The 15083-nt window shown below is 64.3% G+C and carries 12 protein-coding genes; 7 read left to right on the forward strand and 5 right to left on the reverse strand.

The window, feature by feature from the left end; genetic code table 11:
• The first annotated feature begins 217 nt into the window (after nt 1–217).
• Genes ACIQWO_RS04245 through ACIQWO_RS04255 form a run of 3 tightly spaced genes read left to right on the forward strand, consistent with a single transcriptional unit; the run spans nt 218 to nt 3838 of the window.
• Complete coding sequence (locus tag ACIQWO_RS04245; protein WP_242561325.1) at nt 218–1096, forward strand: branched-chain amino acid ABC transporter permease; 879 nt, start codon at nt 218–220, stop codon at nt 1094–1096.
• A gap of 2 nt (nt 1097–1098) precedes the next feature.
• Nucleotides 1099–3087, forward strand: coding sequence for an ATP-binding cassette domain-containing protein (locus ACIQWO_RS04250; protein ID WP_402819583.1), 1989 nt, complete (start codon nt 1099–1101; stop codon nt 3085–3087).
• Nucleotides 3088–3115: 28 nt separating this feature from the next.
• The gene (locus tag ACIQWO_RS04255) at nt 3116–3838 is read left to right on the forward strand and encodes an ABC transporter ATP-binding protein (protein WP_039398548.1); all 723 of its coding nucleotides are present in this window, start codon (nt 3116–3118) and stop codon (nt 3836–3838) included.
• Nucleotides 3839–3910: 72 nt separating this feature from the next.
• Here the strand turns inward: ACIQWO_RS04255 and ACIQWO_RS04260 are convergent, their stop codons facing one another.
• From ACIQWO_RS04260 to ACIQWO_RS04275, 4 genes are all read right to left on the reverse strand, one after another.
• Nucleotides 3911–4897, reverse strand: a complete 987-nt coding sequence (locus ACIQWO_RS04260) for an MDR family oxidoreductase (protein ID WP_402819586.1) — start codon at nt 4895–4897, stop codon at nt 3911–3913.
• Between the two features lie 91 nt (nt 4898–4988).
• A complete protein-coding gene (locus ACIQWO_RS04265; RefSeq protein WP_402819589.1) occupies nt 4989–6101 on the reverse strand; it encodes an NAD(P)H-dependent flavin oxidoreductase in 1113 nt (370 codons plus the stop codon).
• Nucleotides 6102–6115: 14 nt separating this feature from the next.
• Nucleotides 6116–7249 (reverse strand): NAD(P)H-dependent flavin oxidoreductase, encoded by a 1134-nt coding sequence (locus ACIQWO_RS04270; RefSeq protein WP_402819592.1) that lies wholly within the window; start codon nt 7247–7249, stop codon nt 6116–6118.
• A 207-nt stretch (nt 7250–7456) separates the two neighbouring features.
• Nucleotides 7457–8569, reverse strand: a complete 1113-nt coding sequence (locus ACIQWO_RS04275; protein WP_402819595.1) for a site-specific integrase — start codon at nt 8567–8569, stop codon at nt 7457–7459.
• Nucleotides 8570–8718: 149 nt separating this feature from the next.
• Between ACIQWO_RS04275 and ACIQWO_RS04280 the strand changes: the two genes are divergently transcribed.
• Nucleotides 8719–9765: a DNA-binding protein gene (locus ACIQWO_RS04280; protein WP_402819598.1), complete on the forward strand. Its 1047-nt coding sequence runs from the start codon at nt 8719–8721 to the stop codon at nt 9763–9765.
• 18 nt (nt 9766–9783) lie between these two features.
• On the opposite strand, the gene ACIQWO_RS04285 is transcribed toward ACIQWO_RS04280, so the two are convergent.
• Nucleotides 9784–11325, reverse strand: coding sequence for an efflux transporter outer membrane subunit (locus tag ACIQWO_RS04285; RefSeq protein WP_402819601.1), 1542 nt, complete (start codon nt 11323–11325; stop codon nt 9784–9786).
• A gap of 141 nt (nt 11326–11466) precedes the next feature.
• Here ACIQWO_RS04285 and ACIQWO_RS04290 point away from each other — a divergent pair, with 141 nt between their 5' ends.
• The 3 genes from ACIQWO_RS04290 to ACIQWO_RS04300 all read left to right on the forward strand — a co-directional run bounded on the left by ACIQWO_RS04290 (nt 11467) and on the right by ACIQWO_RS04300 (nt 15079).
• Complete coding sequence (locus ACIQWO_RS04290) at nt 11467–12612, forward strand: HlyD family secretion protein (protein ID WP_402819604.1); 1146 nt, start codon at nt 11467–11469, stop codon at nt 12610–12612.
• 140 nt (nt 12613–12752) lie between these two features.
• Complete coding sequence (locus ACIQWO_RS04295) at nt 12753–14297, forward strand: DHA2 family efflux MFS transporter permease subunit (RefSeq protein WP_402821812.1); 1545 nt, start codon at nt 12753–12755, stop codon at nt 14295–14297.
• 221 nt (nt 14298–14518) lie between these two features.
• Nucleotides 14519–15079, forward strand: a complete 561-nt coding sequence (locus ACIQWO_RS04300) for a winged helix-turn-helix transcriptional regulator (RefSeq protein ID WP_402819607.1) — start codon at nt 14519–14521, stop codon at nt 15077–15079.
• Nucleotides 15080–15083 lie beyond the last annotated feature (4 nt).

Raw genomic sequence — 15083 nt, forward strand, 5'->3', positions numbered from 1 at the left:
CCAAGGCTGCCGTTGCAGCCATGACGGGTGAACGACGGCGCGCGTCGCCTCCCACGCCTGCGCCCCGAGCCACTGGCTTCGGGGTTTCCAGGCGAGGCGCGCGTGCCGTCTTCACGCAACTGTCGCCTGCCACCGGCACTCGGGACCGGTGTGGGGCACAAGTACCGAATGCCTCCCGAGCATCGCTCGTAGGCTCGCACTCGCGAGAGAGGACCGCATGACCATCCTGATTCAACTCATCTACAGCGGTATCGCGCTGGGGATGATTTACGCCGTGATCGCCTTCGGTTACCAACTGACGTTTGCGACATCCGGCACACTGAACTTCGGCCAGGGCGAAGCGCTGATGCTCGGCGCACTGGTCGGCCTGACGCTCGTCGACACCCTCGGGCTGAACTACTGGTTGATGATTCCCATCGTCTGCCTGTTCGGTCTCGTGCAAGGCGCGTTCGTCGAACGCATCGGCGTGAAACCCGCCTTACGGATCAAGTCGGAATTCGGCTGGATCATGTCCACCATTGCGCTGGGCATCATCTTCAAGAACGTTGCGGAAAACCTCTGGGGCCGTGACGACCTCAAATTCCCGTCGCCGCTGCCCGAAGCCCCGATCAGTCTGCTCGGCGCGAACGTGCTGCCGATGGAACTGCTCGTGGTCGTGGGCGCGCTGCTCATGATGGCCGCCGTCGAGTTCTTCAACCGTCGCTCGATCTACGGCAAGGCCGTGGTGGCCACCGCGAACGATCGCGACGCGGCAGGGCTCATGGGCATCAACACCAGTCTGGTGATCACGTTCTCGTACGCGCTGTCGTCGATGGCCGCTGCGTTTGCCGGTGTGCTGGTCGCACCGCTCACGCTAACAGGTGCCACGATGGGCGCAGTACTCGGCCTCAAGGCATTCGCCGTGGCGATCATCGGCGGTCTGTCGAGCGGCATGGGCGTGCTCGTCGGCGGCGTGATCCTCGGTGTGGCCGAAACCACGACTGCGTTCTACATTTCGACCGGCTACAAAGACGTGCCGGGTCTCGTACTGCTGCTGCTCGTGCTGGCTGTGAAGCCTGCAGGCCTGTTCGGCAAGACCGCCATCAAGAAGGTGTAACCATGACCGCACAGACCTCCACTGCACGCGGGGCCAGCGATCTCGGCGGCACGCGCGTATTGACGAAGATCGCTGCCGTGCTCGGCATCGTCGCGCTATTCGGCTTTCCTCTGGCCATCGGCAACCCGTATTACATCCACATGATCGAGACGATCATGATTTACGCGATCCTGCTCTTCGGGCTGGATATCGTCGTGGGTTACACGGGGCAGGTGTCGCTCGGCCACGCGGGCCTGTTCGGCATTGGCGCTTACGTTGCAGGTGTGTTTTTCGCCAAGCTGGGACTCTCGCTCTGGCTCGCGCTGCCTGCCGCAGTGCTCGTCACCGCCGCCTTCGGTGCCGTGCTCGCGTTGCCCGCCTTGCGCGTGATCGGGCCGTATCTGGCGATGGTGACGCTGGCCTTCGGCACGATCATCCAGATCCTGATCAACGAGATGGATTTCCTGACGTCCGGTCCGATGGGCATCAAGCTCACGAAGCCGGTCATCGGTGGACATCCGATTGACGAAGTCGAGTACTACTGGATCGTCGCCGTACTGCTGCTGTTGAGCATGCTCGTGGCCCACCGCATTCTGAAGTCGCACCTCGGTCGCGCCTTCGAAGCGTTGCGCGATTCGCCGGTGGCGTCGGATTGTATGGGCGTATCGGTGTATCGCTACAAGGTGTATGCGTTCGTGATCAGCGCCGGGTTTGCCGGTCTGGCCGGTAGCCTCTACGCCTACTCCGAGCAGTACATCTCGCCGAACACGTACAACTTCGAGCTGACGATTCTGTTCCTGCTGGCCGTCATCATGGGCGGACGCAAGACGCGCAGCGGTTCGCTGCTGGGCGCGGCGATCATCGTGTTGCTGCCGCAGCTACTCGACGACATCAACATCTTCCGCATTGTCGCGTCGGCCATCGCTGCCGTCACGACGGTAGCGGCGGTCGCAGCGGTCGCACGCGGGCGCACCACGCTCGCCAAGGCCGCCGTACCGGTGATCGGCACCATCGCACTGGCCGGTGTGACCTGGTGGCGCGACAGCATCACCGACTGGCGTCTGACGATCTTCGGTCTGATGATCCTGTTCGTCGTGTACTACCTGCCGGACGGCATCATCGGTTTCCTGCGCTCACGCGTTCTGCATCGCCGCCGCACGCTCACGGTGTCGGCCACGCAGGTGGACGAAACGGTTGCCAGTAGCAACGACCCGGTGCTCATGGCGGCGGCCAGCGGTCCGGAGGAGTTGCTCAAGGTGCGTCAGTTGCTGATGCAATTCGACGGCCTGAAGGCGCTTAACCAGGTGGACCTGACGGTCAAGCGCGGCACGATTCACGGCCTGATCGGCCCGAACGGCTCGGGCAAGAGCACGATGATGAACGTGCTGACGGGCATCTACGTGCCCACGGCCGGGAGCATCGAGTTTGCGGGTGAGTCGTTGGCCGGACGCACGTCCGCCGACATCGCACTCTCGGGTGTCGCACGTACCTTCCAGAACGTGCAGCTCTTCGGTGAAATGACGGCGCTCGAAAACGTGCTGGTCGGTCTGCACCACACGTTCCATTCGACGCTGGTCGACGTCTCGCTGCGTCTGCCGCGCTACACGCGCGAAGAAGACGGTGCGCGTGCGCGTGCGATGCGTTTGCTGGAGTTCGTGGGGCTGGCGGCGCTGGCCGACGAGGAGGCGCGCAACCTGCCGTACGGCAAGCAGCGGCTGCTCGAAATCGCCCGTGCGCTCGCGCTCGATCCGCGTCTGCTATTGCTCGACGAACCGGCGGCCGGTCTGACGGCGCCCGACATTCGCGAGTTGCTCGCCATCATCCGCAAGATTCGCGATCACGGCATCACGGTGATTCTGATCGAGCACCACATGGACGTGGTGATGAGCACCTGCCAGACGGTGTCGGTGCTGGACTTCGGACAGAAGATCGCCGAAGGGCTGCCCGCGCAGATTCAGGCCGACGAGAAGGTGATCGAGGCGTATCTGGGCGGCGCATCGACCGCGCACTGACCGGGATAGACGGACAAACGGAACCACTATGCTTTCCATTCGTAATCTGCAAGCAGGATACGGCAAGGTGCAGGTGCTGCACGGCATCGACATCGATGTGCCGGGCGGTCAGGTCGTCACGCTCATCGGCTCGAACGGCGCGGGCAAGACGACCACCATGCGTGCCGTGTCCGGCATGATCAAACCCTCGTCGGGCGAAATCACGCTCGGCGAGAAGCGTATCGACGGACTCGACTCGCATCGCATTGCGAAGCTCGGTCTGGCGCATTCGCCAGAGGGGCGTCGTGTGTTCGCCACGATGTCGGTGACGGACAATCTGCGGCTGGGCGCGTTTCCGCGTCTGACCGGCAGCCGTCCGCGTGGCGACGTGGCGGCGGATCTGGACCGCGCGATGGACTTGTTCCCGCGCCTGAAGGAGCGTCGCAACCAGTTGGCGGGTACGCTTTCGGGCGGCGAGCAGCAAATGCTGGCGATGGCACGCGCGGTCATGCTGCGCCCGGACATCGTGCTGCTCGACGAGCCGTCGATGGGCCTGGCGCCCATTCTGGTCGACGAGGTATTCCGCATCATCAGCAACCTGAAAGCGGAAGGCGTGACGATGCTGCTCGTGGAGCAGTTCGCCGCCGCTGCACTGGCCGTGGCCGACTATGGCTATGTGCTGGAGAACGGCAACATTTCCGTGCACGGCCCGGCGGAGAGTCTTCGCAACGACGACAAGGTGCGCGCGGCGTATCTGGGGGGGAGCCACTGATGCGACCGTGACACGTCGTAATCAGTGCAAAGGGCAGCCAGTTGGCTGCCCTTTGTCGTTGCTGCGGAGATATCAGCGATTCACATTCACGACCACGCGGCCGTGGATTTCTCCTTTGACGATGCGTTGACCGATGCCGATGGCGTCCGCAAGGCCGACGTCATGGGAAATGCCGCCGAGCTTTTGCGGTTCGAGATCGCGCGCAAGCCGTTGCCACGCTTCCTCGCGCAACTCGCGCGGCGCCATCACGCTGTCGATGCCGTGCAACGTCACACCGCGCAGAATGAACGGCGCCATGTTGGCCGGGAAGTCCATGCCTTGCGCGAGACCGCATGCCGTCGCGACGCCGCCGTAACGCAATTGCGCGATGGCATTGACCAGTGTGTGCGAGCCGACGGAATCGACGACCGCCGCCCAACGTTCCTTCTGCATCGGCTTACCCGGGTCCGACAACAGACGGCGGTCGATGACCTCCGACGCGCCGAGCGCCTGCAAATACTCCGTCTCATGCAGCTTGCCGGTGGACGCCACGACGCGATAGCCGAGCGAGCTGAGTAGCGCGATGGCCACCGACCCGACACCGCCTGAAGCGCCCGTCACCAGGACATCGCCGTGATGCGGCAGCACGCCACCGCGCTCCAGCGCCATGACCGAGAGCATGGCCGTGTAGCCCGCCGTGCCGATGATCATGGCGTCGCGCGGTGTGAAGCGTTCGGGCAACCGCACCAGCCAGTCGCCACGCAGCCGGGCCTTTTGTGCGAGGCATCCCCAGTGCGTTTCGCCGACACCGTAACCATTGAGCACCACGCGATCCCCCTTACGCCACGCGGGGTGCGACGATTCGAGCACGGTGCCTGCCCCATCGATGCCAGCGACCATCGGCCACGCGCGTACGACGGGCGCTTTGCCGGTGATGGCGAGGCCGTCCTTGTAGTTGATGGTCGAGTAATCGACGGCGACGAGTACGTCGCCATCGGCAGGCAGTGCATCGTCTTGCAGTTCGGTCACCTGAGCGTGGGTGACACCGTCCGACTGCGTCAACAAGATTGCATTGAACATGCCTTGAAGTCTCCGAAGCGGGTGGGCTGTGGGGGCAGGCGTTAGCGACGGTTCTCGCCGGATGCGAGACAACCGTCGCTACAAAGTGGCTTCAGCCAGAGATGGCTGTTGCGATAGCGTCGCGTGTTTCTCGCGTGAGAACGTCGATCAATTCCGCTGCGGGAAATGCACGCGCAAGCGGTGCCGCCTGACCGGCCCATTGTGCCGCATAGCCGCTTTCCTTGTGCGCCTTTGCGGCGGCGTTGAGCGCCTTGCCCGCATCGTAGGTGATCGGATAGTCCGGTATTGCAGGCCGTCCGGCCACTTGCTCCAATGCCCAGAAGTGATTGGCGAATCCGCGTGCCGGGCGTCCGGAGATGGCACGAATGAGCGTCGTGCGCGGCGGTTGCCCGCTGAGCAGCACGTCACGATAAGCCGCGTCGACACTGGATTCCGGACAGGTGATGAAGGCCGTTCCCATTTGTGCCGCTTGCGCACCGAGGGCGAGGACAGCCGCGATACCTGCGCCATCCATGATGCCGCCCGTTGCAATCACTGGCAGCGACGTGCGTGCCACCAGCCGCCGCACCAGCGCGAAGGTGCCGAGTTGCTCGTCTTCGCTCGGCTGGCGGTCGCCTTCGTCGTTGAAGCGTCCTCGATGACCACCGGCTTCCCAGCCTTGGGCCACGATGGCGTCGATGCCTGCGGCTTCGATGGCGTCGGCCTCCGCTTCGTTCGTGGCCGAAGCGAACAGCACGATGCCTGCGGCCTTCAATGCGTCGATCCATTCCTGCGATGGAAGGCCGAAATGAAAGCTCACGACAGCCGGGCGCTCCTCAAGGAACATCTCGTACATCGCGACGTCTTCGACAAAGCTCAGATAGATCTCGCGCAGGGCTTCCGGGGGCTTTGCGTCGTAGCGTGCGAATTCCGGGGCCAGGTAGTTGAGCCATGCGGCTTCTCGCGCAGCATCGGCTTGCGCAGGCACGTGCGTGAAGACATTGACGTTGAACGGACGGGAGGTGAGCGCGCGGGTTTGGCGGATCATGTCGCGCGCAGCGTTGGCATCCATATTGCCGACGGCGAGCGAGCCGAGTCCGCCCGCGTTGGAGACGGCGGCGACCAGCGCGGGCGTCGATGCAACGGCCATCGGTGCCTGAATGATCGGTGTCGACATGCCGAGACGTTGGGTGATGCGGGCCGAAGGGGACAGTTTCGTAGTCATAGTCTGCCCCCGTCTTAGAAACTAGCGGCCAGATCGCGCAGCGCGTCGAACGTCTCGTGCACTTCCGCGCGCAGCACGCCCACGAGTTCAGCGGCTGGCATCGCCCGCGCGAGCGGTGCGGCCTGACCGGCCCATTGTGCAGCGTAGTCGCTGTTGCCCTTGGCCTTGGCGGTGGCGTTGATGGCCTTGCCTGCGTCGTACGTCACAGGATAGGCAGGCAAGTCGGGACGCTCGGCCGTTTGTTCAAGCGCATAAAGCCGATTGACGAAGCCGCGCGCGGGGCGTCCGGAGATGGCGCGAATGAGGGCGGTGCGCGGCGGATTCGGTCCGGTAAGTCGCTCCCGGTAGGCGGCGTCGGCCGACGATTCAGGGCATGCGACGAAGGCCGTGCCGAGCTGTGCGGCCTGCGCGCCGAGCGCGAGCACCGCGGCGATGCCTGCGCCGTCCATGATGCCGCCAGCGGCGATCACGGGAACGGACGTGTGCGTCACGATCAGGCGCACGAGCGCGAGGGTGCCGAGCTGCTCGTCGTCGGTCGGCACGCGGTCGCCGAGATCTTCAAAGCGTCCGCGATGGCCACCGGCCTCATAGCCCTGCGCTACGATGGCATCCACGCCAGCCGCTTCGATGGCGCGCGCTTCGGTGAGGTTCGTCGCCGTGGCGAACAGCATGATGCCAGCGGCGTGCAGCGCGTCGATCTTCTCTTGCGACGGCAAGCCGAAATGGAAGCTGACGACGGCCGGGCGCTCTTCGAGCAGCATCGCGTACATCGCATCGTCGGCGACGAAGCTCTTGTAAATCTCGCTGAGCGTGGTGGGCGGTGTGGCGTCGAAGCGTGCGAATTCCGGGGCTAGATAGGCGAGCCAGGCGGCATCGCGCGAAGCGTCGAGTTTGGCCGGGGCGTGACAGAACAGGTTGACGTTGAACGGTTTGCGCGTGAGGGCGCGCGTGTCGTGAATGGCCTTGCGGGCCGTTTCCGCATTCCCCGCCGCCACGCCGATGGAGCCGAGCCCGCCTGCGTTGGAGACAGCAGCGGCAAGCGCCGGTGTGGACGTGCCCGCCATCGGTGCCTGAATGATTGGCGTGAGCAGGCCGAGTCGCTCGATGAGCGCGCGATTGCGGGATTGGGAAGCAAGGGAGCTAGGCATGACGATCTGCACCTAAGAGTGTTCAATGGGGGGAACAGCGGCAGTCACAACAGGCGGTATGTTCACTATGGCATACGCCCATCGCGACAAAAGATACCACTTAAATGCATCTTTATGCCAACCACCCTTGACGCTGTCGGGGCATCTCGCGATGGCATGGGTTCGACACACAATAGCTGAGCATCGCTCACGTAATGCGCATTCCGCTCATTCATCCGCGCCGTCGTCTGAGCCCATCAGATCGGAGGCACGCGAGCGTTGCATGTCTGCCCGACGGAAGTACCCGACGACGGTGGCCACGCTGGTATGTCCGGTCATCGACATCGTCTCCGCCAGTGGCACTTGCTGAAGTGCCGCTTCCGTCACGAAGCCTGCGCGCAACGAGTGCGCAGAGAAGTCGCCGTCGAGACCCGCCAGTGCGCAGCGGTCGCGCACAATGTCGCGTACTGCGGCCTCCGAAAGCGCTTCGCCGACATGGCCCCCACGCCGCACACGCCGAAAGATCGGACCGTCTTCGATGCCGGACGCGGTCAGCCAGTCCGTGAGTGCGGCGGCGGCTGCACCCGTCACCGGCTTTTCATTCTCCGGACGGTCAACCCCCTGCTGGTTCGTCTTCGACCAGCCCAGCGTGTAGACGTAATGTTCCGGTCCGCTGCGTCGCACGTTCTCGCACGTTGCGCGAACGACTTCGGAGCGTCGGCGTCCGCCGCTCGCCCATGCGAAGAGCAGTAATGCCCGGTCGCGCTTGCCGCGCAGCGAGTCGTCGCAGGTGGCCAGCAGCACGCGCAACGGTTCGCGGGTGAGGGCATCTTTCTTGGCGGTCCGCACGCCACGTTTCGCATAGGCGCGACGTGTCTTCGCGAGCAACTCCCGTACCGCCGGTTCCGCACAGGGATTAGGCAGATCGCGCGACGTGTGGAGCTTGGCGATGACGCTCATCCGGTGGAGCAGCGTCGCGAGCGCGGGCGGACCGGAGCGCGCTTTAAGTCCTTGCGCGACCAGCGCCGCATCGAGCGCCTCAGGCATTTCCGTCGTCAGCGCATGTTTGCCCTGACGCTGTGCGTGATCGACGACGAACTGCACGATCGCTGAGGGCGAAAGCGGGGGGAGAAGCGGTGCACCGTAGCGCAACCGATACCAACCCATCCAATAACGCATGGCCGACTGATAACTCTGACGCGTATTTGCCGAGTCGCCTTCACGAATGAGCGCCTGTGCGGCTTCCCGGGCGTCGGCATCCAGCGTTGCCGGGTCCAGCGGCGCGGGGAGGTGGGCTGCATCCACGATTTTCACGAGATCGCCAGCGTTGCTTTTGCGCATTGAATCGCCTTGAGACGTAATTTTCCTACCGAACATATGAATTAATATGTAAGATGTAGTAAATATAACGCATGTGATAAATAAGTAACGATAATTTTCCATTATCGTGACTTATTATGCAATGCCGTCCATTTCAAGGAGTGTTCGCGATGACTGCGTCCCAAAGCCCTAAATCCGCCACGCTCGCGCCGTCGCCTCGACAGGGTGGTCGCGGTATTTCCGAGCACGACGTGTGGACGGCCGCCGATACGTTATTGATGTCGGGACAGCGCCCGACGATTGAGCGGATTCGCCAGCAACTGGGGCGCGGATCGCCGAACACCGTGAGTCCCTATCTGGATGCGTGGTTTGCGGGATTGGGGGCGCGACTGAACGGTGGGGGCGGCGCAAATGGTGGTTTAGCGGGTTTGCCGGACGGTGTGCCCATGCCGGAGCCGGTGGCCCGCGCCGCATTGGATTTGTGGACGTTGGCGATACACGAAGCGCGTACGGCACTGGCCGAGGAGGCCGCTGTGCAGAGAGCTGCGCTCGATGCGCGGGAGGCTGAATTGGCCGCAGATCGCGAAGCGTTGGAGCAAACGCGCGCCGTGCTTCACGAGCGGATTGCTTCGGCGGAGACGGCGGCGGCGGATGCGCGTCAGGCACGCGACGAGGCGCAGGCGCAGGCACGTCGCGCCGAGGCGTTGCTCATCGATGCGCAGGCGGATGCCGTCGCGTCACGTCAGTCGCTTGCCTCGGCGCGCGACGCGGCGCAAGCGATGCAGGAGGCGCATGACTCGCATCGTGCGGACTGGGATGCCGAGCGTACGAAGCTGGCAGAGCGTGCCGATGCCAACGAGCGTCGATTGATGCTGGAGCTGGATGCGGCGCGCGAATCTATCAAGTCGTTGCAGCAGGAGCGTAAGCAGGCGCAACGGCAGTTGCAGGACGCTGAGGCCAATCTCGCGGCGATGACCGAAGCGCAGCACGAGATGCGTTCGGCCAAAGCGTTGCAGGACGCCGTGATCGCGCGCCTTCGCGAGCAAGTCAGCACGCAGGAAGCATTGGCCTCGACTTATCAGTCGATGTTGGCGGCACCGCCGACGTCGGTGGCCGGTCGTGGTGTGACGTCTGGTGCGACGCTGGGTGTCAAGCGGCGTCTTAGCAGCGCCGTCGCACCGACGGCTTCAGTGTTGCGTCGGGCGCGACGTCCTTGACTGGTGTAACGCTGACCTTCACTTCACCTGCGCCAGCGTCGGCGCATCCGCCTCCCATCCGCCACCCAGCGCGCGGAACGTCGCGACGGCCGCCCGTGCATTGTCTGCCTGTGCGCGGGCATCGGCGTCGCGCACCGTCAGCAATTGGCGGTCGGCGTCGAGCACTTCGTAAAGACTGACGGTCCCGCCCGTGTACGCCTCCTGGGCGCTGTCGCGCGCACGTGTCTGTGCGTCGACCGCGCTCGCCAGATCCTTGCGTTGCTGCTCCAGTTCTACCAGTGTGACGATGGCGTTTTCGACGTCTTCCGTGGCGTGCAACATCGACAGCCGGTACTCCGCCAAGGCTTGTGCGTTCGCGCCGCGCGCCTGCGCGACTTCGGCGTCGATGCGACCGAAATCGAACAGACGCCAGCGCAGGCCCAGCGCGGCAAGCGGCTGGAACGTCGCGACGCTCGGCACACGTCCGCCAGCGAGCGTGTCGAATCCCAGCACGCCGGAGAGCGACAGCTTGGGGTAATACTCCGCGAGCGATGCGCCAATCCGTTCGTTCGACGATGCCAGTTTGCGTTCTGCGGCGATGACGTCCGGTCGGCGGCGCAGCAAATCGGTGGGGGCGCTGGCGTCACCGATGGCAGGAATCGTCAGCGGACGCGCCTTCAGGTCGTCATCCTGCGTCGCCACGCTCATGCGTCGCGCATACGTTCCCGGCGCGGCGCCCATCAACACATCGAGCCGATTGAGTTGCGTCTCGCGCTCGATGCGCAACGGCGGCAGTGTCGTGCGCGCCTGTGCCAGCAGCGCTTCCGATTGCGCCAGTTCGCGCGCCGTCGCCAAACCATCCTTCAGTCGCAAACGGACGATTTCCATCAGCCGGGCGTCGGTGTCGATCTGGTCCTGTGCAATGGCCAGTCGTCGCTGGGCGGCTCTGACGCGGAAATAGGCATCGGCGGCTTCGGCCACGATGCTCACACGCACGCCGTCACGCTGTGCTTCTGCCGCTTGCGCCAACGCACCCGCCGCTTGCGCCGAGCGTTGCAGTCCACCGAACAGATCCAGCTCCCAGCTTGCGCCCGCGCCGATGTCGTAGATCGTCATGTTGCGGTTGTAGCCGGGGAGGTTGCGCGCCACGACGCCAAGCGGGCTTTCCAGCGACTGGTGCTCGCGCGTCACGCTGCCGCCCAGTGTGAGCGAGGGCAGCCGTTGTGCTCCGGCCGCACGCGCTTGCGCGCGGGCCTGTTCGACGCGTGCCATGGCGGCCTGCAAGTCGAGGTTCTGCGCGAGCGCCTGATCGACGATCTCCGTCAGCACCGGGTCATGAAAGCCCGTCCACCAGCTATCCAATGCCACGCCTTTTTCGGGCGGCGCGCCCGTCAGTCCATGACTCGCGTCGCGTTGCGCAAGGGCTGCGCTGCCCTGGAAATGGGTCGGCAGATCGGCCTTCGGTACGACGTAGTCGGGGCCGACCGCGCATCCGGCCATCGCGCTGATTGATAGCGCCAGTAAGGCATTGCGCAGAATCGACGGGGTAACGCCGGACACCGTGAGCAGGGTTGCATTCATGGAATTTAACGAGTTACTTGCAAGATGATAGTTGTAACTCTATACTCACTTCCATTATGAAAGCAACCACTGGTTGCGAATTCCCGTTCTCTATCTCATCACTGCCTCATCACCGCCTTAAGCGCGAAGAAGGATCGACCCATGACATCCCCGAGCACTCCCGCCCAACACGCCAGCCAACCGGGCGGTCCCTCTGAGAAGCGCGCGTTCCCGCGCCGACTCGTCATGCGTGGCGCGATTGTCGTCGCGGCGATCGCGGTGCTCGGCTATGGCACTTACTGGTGGACGACGGCGCGCTATCTGGAATCGACGGACGATGCCTATGTCGGTGGCGACGTCACCGTGCTCGGCCCCAAGGTGCCGGGGTACATCGCGGAAGTGCTGGTGACGGATAACCAGACGGTGCATGCGGGCGACGTGCTGGTACGGCTGGACGATCGCGATTACCGCGCTGCATTGGCGAAGGCCGAAGGGGCGGTTGCCGCGCAGCAGGCGCTGATCGCGAATCTCGATGCGACGGCGAAGTTGCAGGCGGCGGTCATTGCGCAGGCGCGCGCAAGCGTGGTGGCGGTGACGGCCGACGCGCGGCGCGCGCATGATGACCAGGTGCGTTATCAGGATCTCGTCGCCAAGGCGGCGGTGTCGGTGCAGAGCGCGCAGAAGGCGGATGCCGATTACAAGCAGATCGCCGCGAATCGTGACCGAGCGGAGGCGGGGGCTGTGGCGGCCGAGCGTCAACTGGATGTGATTGCCACGCAGAAGCAGCAGGCGCAGGCAGCGCTGGCACAGGCCGTTGCCGAGCGCGACATCGCCAGACTCAACGTCGAATACACGGTTTTGCGTGCACCGGTCGACGGCACTATCGGGAACCGCCGGGCGCGTCCGGGCGCGTACGCACAGGCGGGCACGCAACTGCTGGCCGTCGTACCGGCGCACGGTCTTTGGGTCGATGCGAACTTCAAGGAAGGGCAGGTGGCGCATCTGCGTCCCGGCATGCCGGTGAAGATCGAGGCGGACGTATTGCCCGGTCGCGTCTTCCACGGTCGCGTGGCGAGTCTTGCCCCTGCGACAGGCGCGCAGTTCAGCGTGTTGCCGCCGGAAAACGCGACGGGCAACTTCACCAAGATCGTGCAGCGCGTGCCGGTGCGGGTGCAGCTCGACGATGCGGATGCACGTCTTGGGACGCTGCGTCCCGGCCTGTCGGTGACGGCTGAGGTGGATGCGCGCGGTGATGGCAGCGGCGACAAGTCGTCGGCCCCGGCACCCGCCAAGGTAGCCGCACGATGAGCGCCGCGAACTCGGGGGCAGCACAACCGCTGCCTGCCAGTGGTGACGCCGCTGGATCGCCGTCGCACTCCGCGAACGACGAGCGACCGCGACTGGCGGCGGCCCCCGCACCGGCGGGTGGCGGTTTCTCGGTCGACGCCATGTCGACGCCCGCCAAGATCATCGCCTTTGGCACGATGGTCGTCGGTATGTTTATCGCGCTGCTCGACATTCAGATCGTGTCGGCCTCGTTGCGGGATATCGGCGGTGGTCTTTCGGCCGGAGCAGACGAAACGGCCTGGGTGCAGACCAGTTACCTGATTGCCGAGATCATCGTGATCCCGCTCTCGGGCTGGCTGTCTCGCGTCATGTCGACGCGCTGGATCTTCGCGGCCTCGGCGGCGGGCTTTACCGTGGCGAGCTTGCTGTGCGGCGCGGCGTGGAACATCCAGAGCATGATCGCGTTCCGTGCGCTGCAAGGGTTTCTCGGCGGCTCGATGATTCCGCTGGTCTTCACCACGGCGTTCGCCTTCTTCAGTGGGCCGCAGCGCGTGGTGGCGGCGGCCGTGATCGGCGGTCTTTCGTCATTGGCGCCGACACTCGGGCCGACCATCGGCGGGTGGATCACGGACAACTACTCATGGCACTGGCTATTTTTCATCAACATCGTGCCGGGCATCTTCGTGACGGTGACGGTGCCGCTGCTGGTGCGCATCGACCGTCCCGACTTCTCGCTGCTGCGTGGTGCGGACTATCTCGGCATGGTCCTGATGGCTGTCAGCCTGGGGTGCCTCGAATACACGCTGGAAGAGGGGCCGCGCTGGGACTGGTTCGGTGACGACACGATTCGCGCGACGGCGTGGCTTGCCGGGCTGTGTGGCGTGGCGTTCATCTGGCGCAGTCTGGTGTATTCGCAGCCGATTGTGGATTTGCGGGCGCTCAAACAGCGGAACTTCGCGCTGGGCTGTTTCTTCTCGTTCGCGACGGGTATCGGTATTTTCGCGACGATTTACCTCACGCCGCTGTTCCTTGGGCGCGTGCGCGGATTTTCGGCGTTCGAGATCGGGATGGCCGTGTTCTCGACGGGCGTCTTTCAGTTGTTGTCGATCCCTATCTACGCAATGCTGGCCAACCGGATCGATTTGCGCATCTTGATGATGCTCGGGATTGGCGGCTTTGCTTTGTCGATGTGGCAGTTCGCGCCGATCACGCACGATTGGGGCTCGTTGCAACTGATGTTGCCGCAGGCGCTGCGCGGTGCGTCGCAACAGTTCGCGGTGGCCCCGATCGTCACGCTGACGCTGGGCAGCCTTCCGCCTGCGCGATTGCGTCTGGCGTCGGGGCTTTTCAATCTGATGCGTAACCTCGGCGGTGCCATCGGGATTGCCGTCTGTACGACGGTCCTGAATGACCGCACGAATCTGCACTTCTTCCGGCTCGCCGAACGCATGGGTGAGGGCAATCCGGCGGTCGGTCAGTGGCTGGCGAGCGTGGGCGCTCGGCTGGGCGCGGCGGGACTGGATGTGGTCGACGCGCAGACGGCGGCGCTTCGGCAGCTTTGGCTGCTGACGTTGCGCGAGGCGCAGACGATCACGTTCGGCGACATCTTCGGCGGGTTGGGGCTGATCTTCCTGGGCGTGACGCTGATGGTGCCGCTCATGCGTCGGGTTGCACCGCCCAAAGCGCCGAGCGCAGATGCGCATTGAGGATATCGGTCGAAGAATTCACTTGAGATTATTTACGTCGCAAATCGGCTGTAAGTGATTGATTTTCAATGATCGGGGCGGATGGCGTCGCGTTGTTAAAGTGAAATGTGAAGTTCTCGGGACACCGGCGGCTTGCTCGCCGGTGTCGACGCGCTTATGCTCACTTGCATGGTAATAGGCAGCGCTGTCGTCATCGATGGCGCTGAACAGGAGGAATCCTTATGCAACGAAAGACATTCCGCGACATGCAGTGCCCCATCGCCCGCAGCCTTGAGCGTGTGGGCGAATGGTGGAGCATTCTGATCTTGCGTGAGGCAGGCTACGGCACCACGCGCTTCGATGATTTTCAGCGTCGCCTGGATATCGCGCCGAACATGCTGACCCGGCGCCTGAATGCATTGGTGGAAGAAGGCTTGCTGGCGCGGCGTCAGTACTGCGACCGCCCGCCGCGCTTCGAATACGTGCTCACCGACGCCGGTCGGGATTTCCGTCCGGTGCTGTGGGCATTGCTCGCGTGGGGCAATCGGCACTTTGCGCCGGAAGGCATTGCGGCTCAGTTGGTGGACCGGGAGACGGGGCAAGTGGTCGAGCCGGTCGTGGTCGATGCGGTGACGGGGGTGCGTCTGGACCCGCAGCGGCACGTGCCGACCGCAGGCCCAGTGGCGACCGAGGGCATGCGCGCGCGCCTGGCGCGAGCTGCGGCGTTTGCGACGGGGCAGCCTGTGGCCGACGCGGAAGGGAAAGCAGAAGTCGGTGCTGAGGAAGCGGCGGCTGATCGTTGATTTT

The sequence above is a fragment of the Pandoraea sp. NPDC090278 genome, assembly GCF_044772185.1.
Taxonomy (GTDB): domain Bacteria; phylum Pseudomonadota; class Gammaproteobacteria; order Burkholderiales; family Burkholderiaceae; genus Pandoraea.

What these genes read in the sequence shown, in the direction of transcription:
- ACIQWO_RS04245 (WP_242561325.1), top strand. Translation starts at nt 218, where the DNA reads ATGACCATCCTGATTCAACTCATCTACAGCGGTATCGCGCTGGGGATG.
- ACIQWO_RS04250 (WP_402819583.1), top strand. Translation starts at nt 1,099, where the DNA reads ATGACCGCACAGACCTCCACTGCACGCGGGGCCAGCGATCTCGGCGGC.
- ACIQWO_RS04255 (WP_039398548.1), top strand. Translation starts at nt 3,116, where the DNA reads ATGCTTTCCATTCGTAATCTGCAAGCAGGATACGGCAAGGTGCAGGTG.
- ACIQWO_RS04260 (WP_402819586.1), bottom strand. Translation starts at nt 4,897, where the DNA reads ATGTTCAATGCAATCTTGTTGACGCAGTCGGACGGTGTCACCCACGCT.
- ACIQWO_RS04265 (WP_402819589.1), bottom strand. Translation starts at nt 6,101, where the DNA reads ATGACTACGAAACTGTCCCCTTCGGCCCGCATCACCCAACGTCTCGGC.
- ACIQWO_RS04270 (WP_402819592.1), bottom strand. Translation starts at nt 7,249, where the DNA reads ATGCCTAGCTCCCTTGCTTCCCAATCCCGCAATCGCGCGCTCATCGAG.
- ACIQWO_RS04275 (WP_402819595.1), bottom strand. Translation starts at nt 8,569, where the DNA reads ATGCGCAAAAGCAACGCTGGCGATCTCGTGAAAATCGTGGATGCAGCC.
- ACIQWO_RS04280 (WP_402819598.1), top strand. Translation starts at nt 8,719, where the DNA reads ATGACTGCGTCCCAAAGCCCTAAATCCGCCACGCTCGCGCCGTCGCCT.
- ACIQWO_RS04285 (WP_402819601.1), bottom strand. Translation starts at nt 11,325, where the DNA reads ATGAATGCAACCCTGCTCACGGTGTCCGGCGTTACCCCGTCGATTCTG.
- ACIQWO_RS04290 (WP_402819604.1), top strand. Translation starts at nt 11,467, where the DNA reads ATGACATCCCCGAGCACTCCCGCCCAACACGCCAGCCAACCGGGCGGT.
- ACIQWO_RS04295 (WP_402821812.1), top strand. Translation starts at nt 12,753, where the DNA reads ATGTCGACGCCCGCCAAGATCATCGCCTTTGGCACGATGGTCGTCGGT.
- ACIQWO_RS04300 (WP_402819607.1), top strand. Translation starts at nt 14,519, where the DNA reads ATGCAACGAAAGACATTCCGCGACATGCAGTGCCCCATCGCCCGCAGC.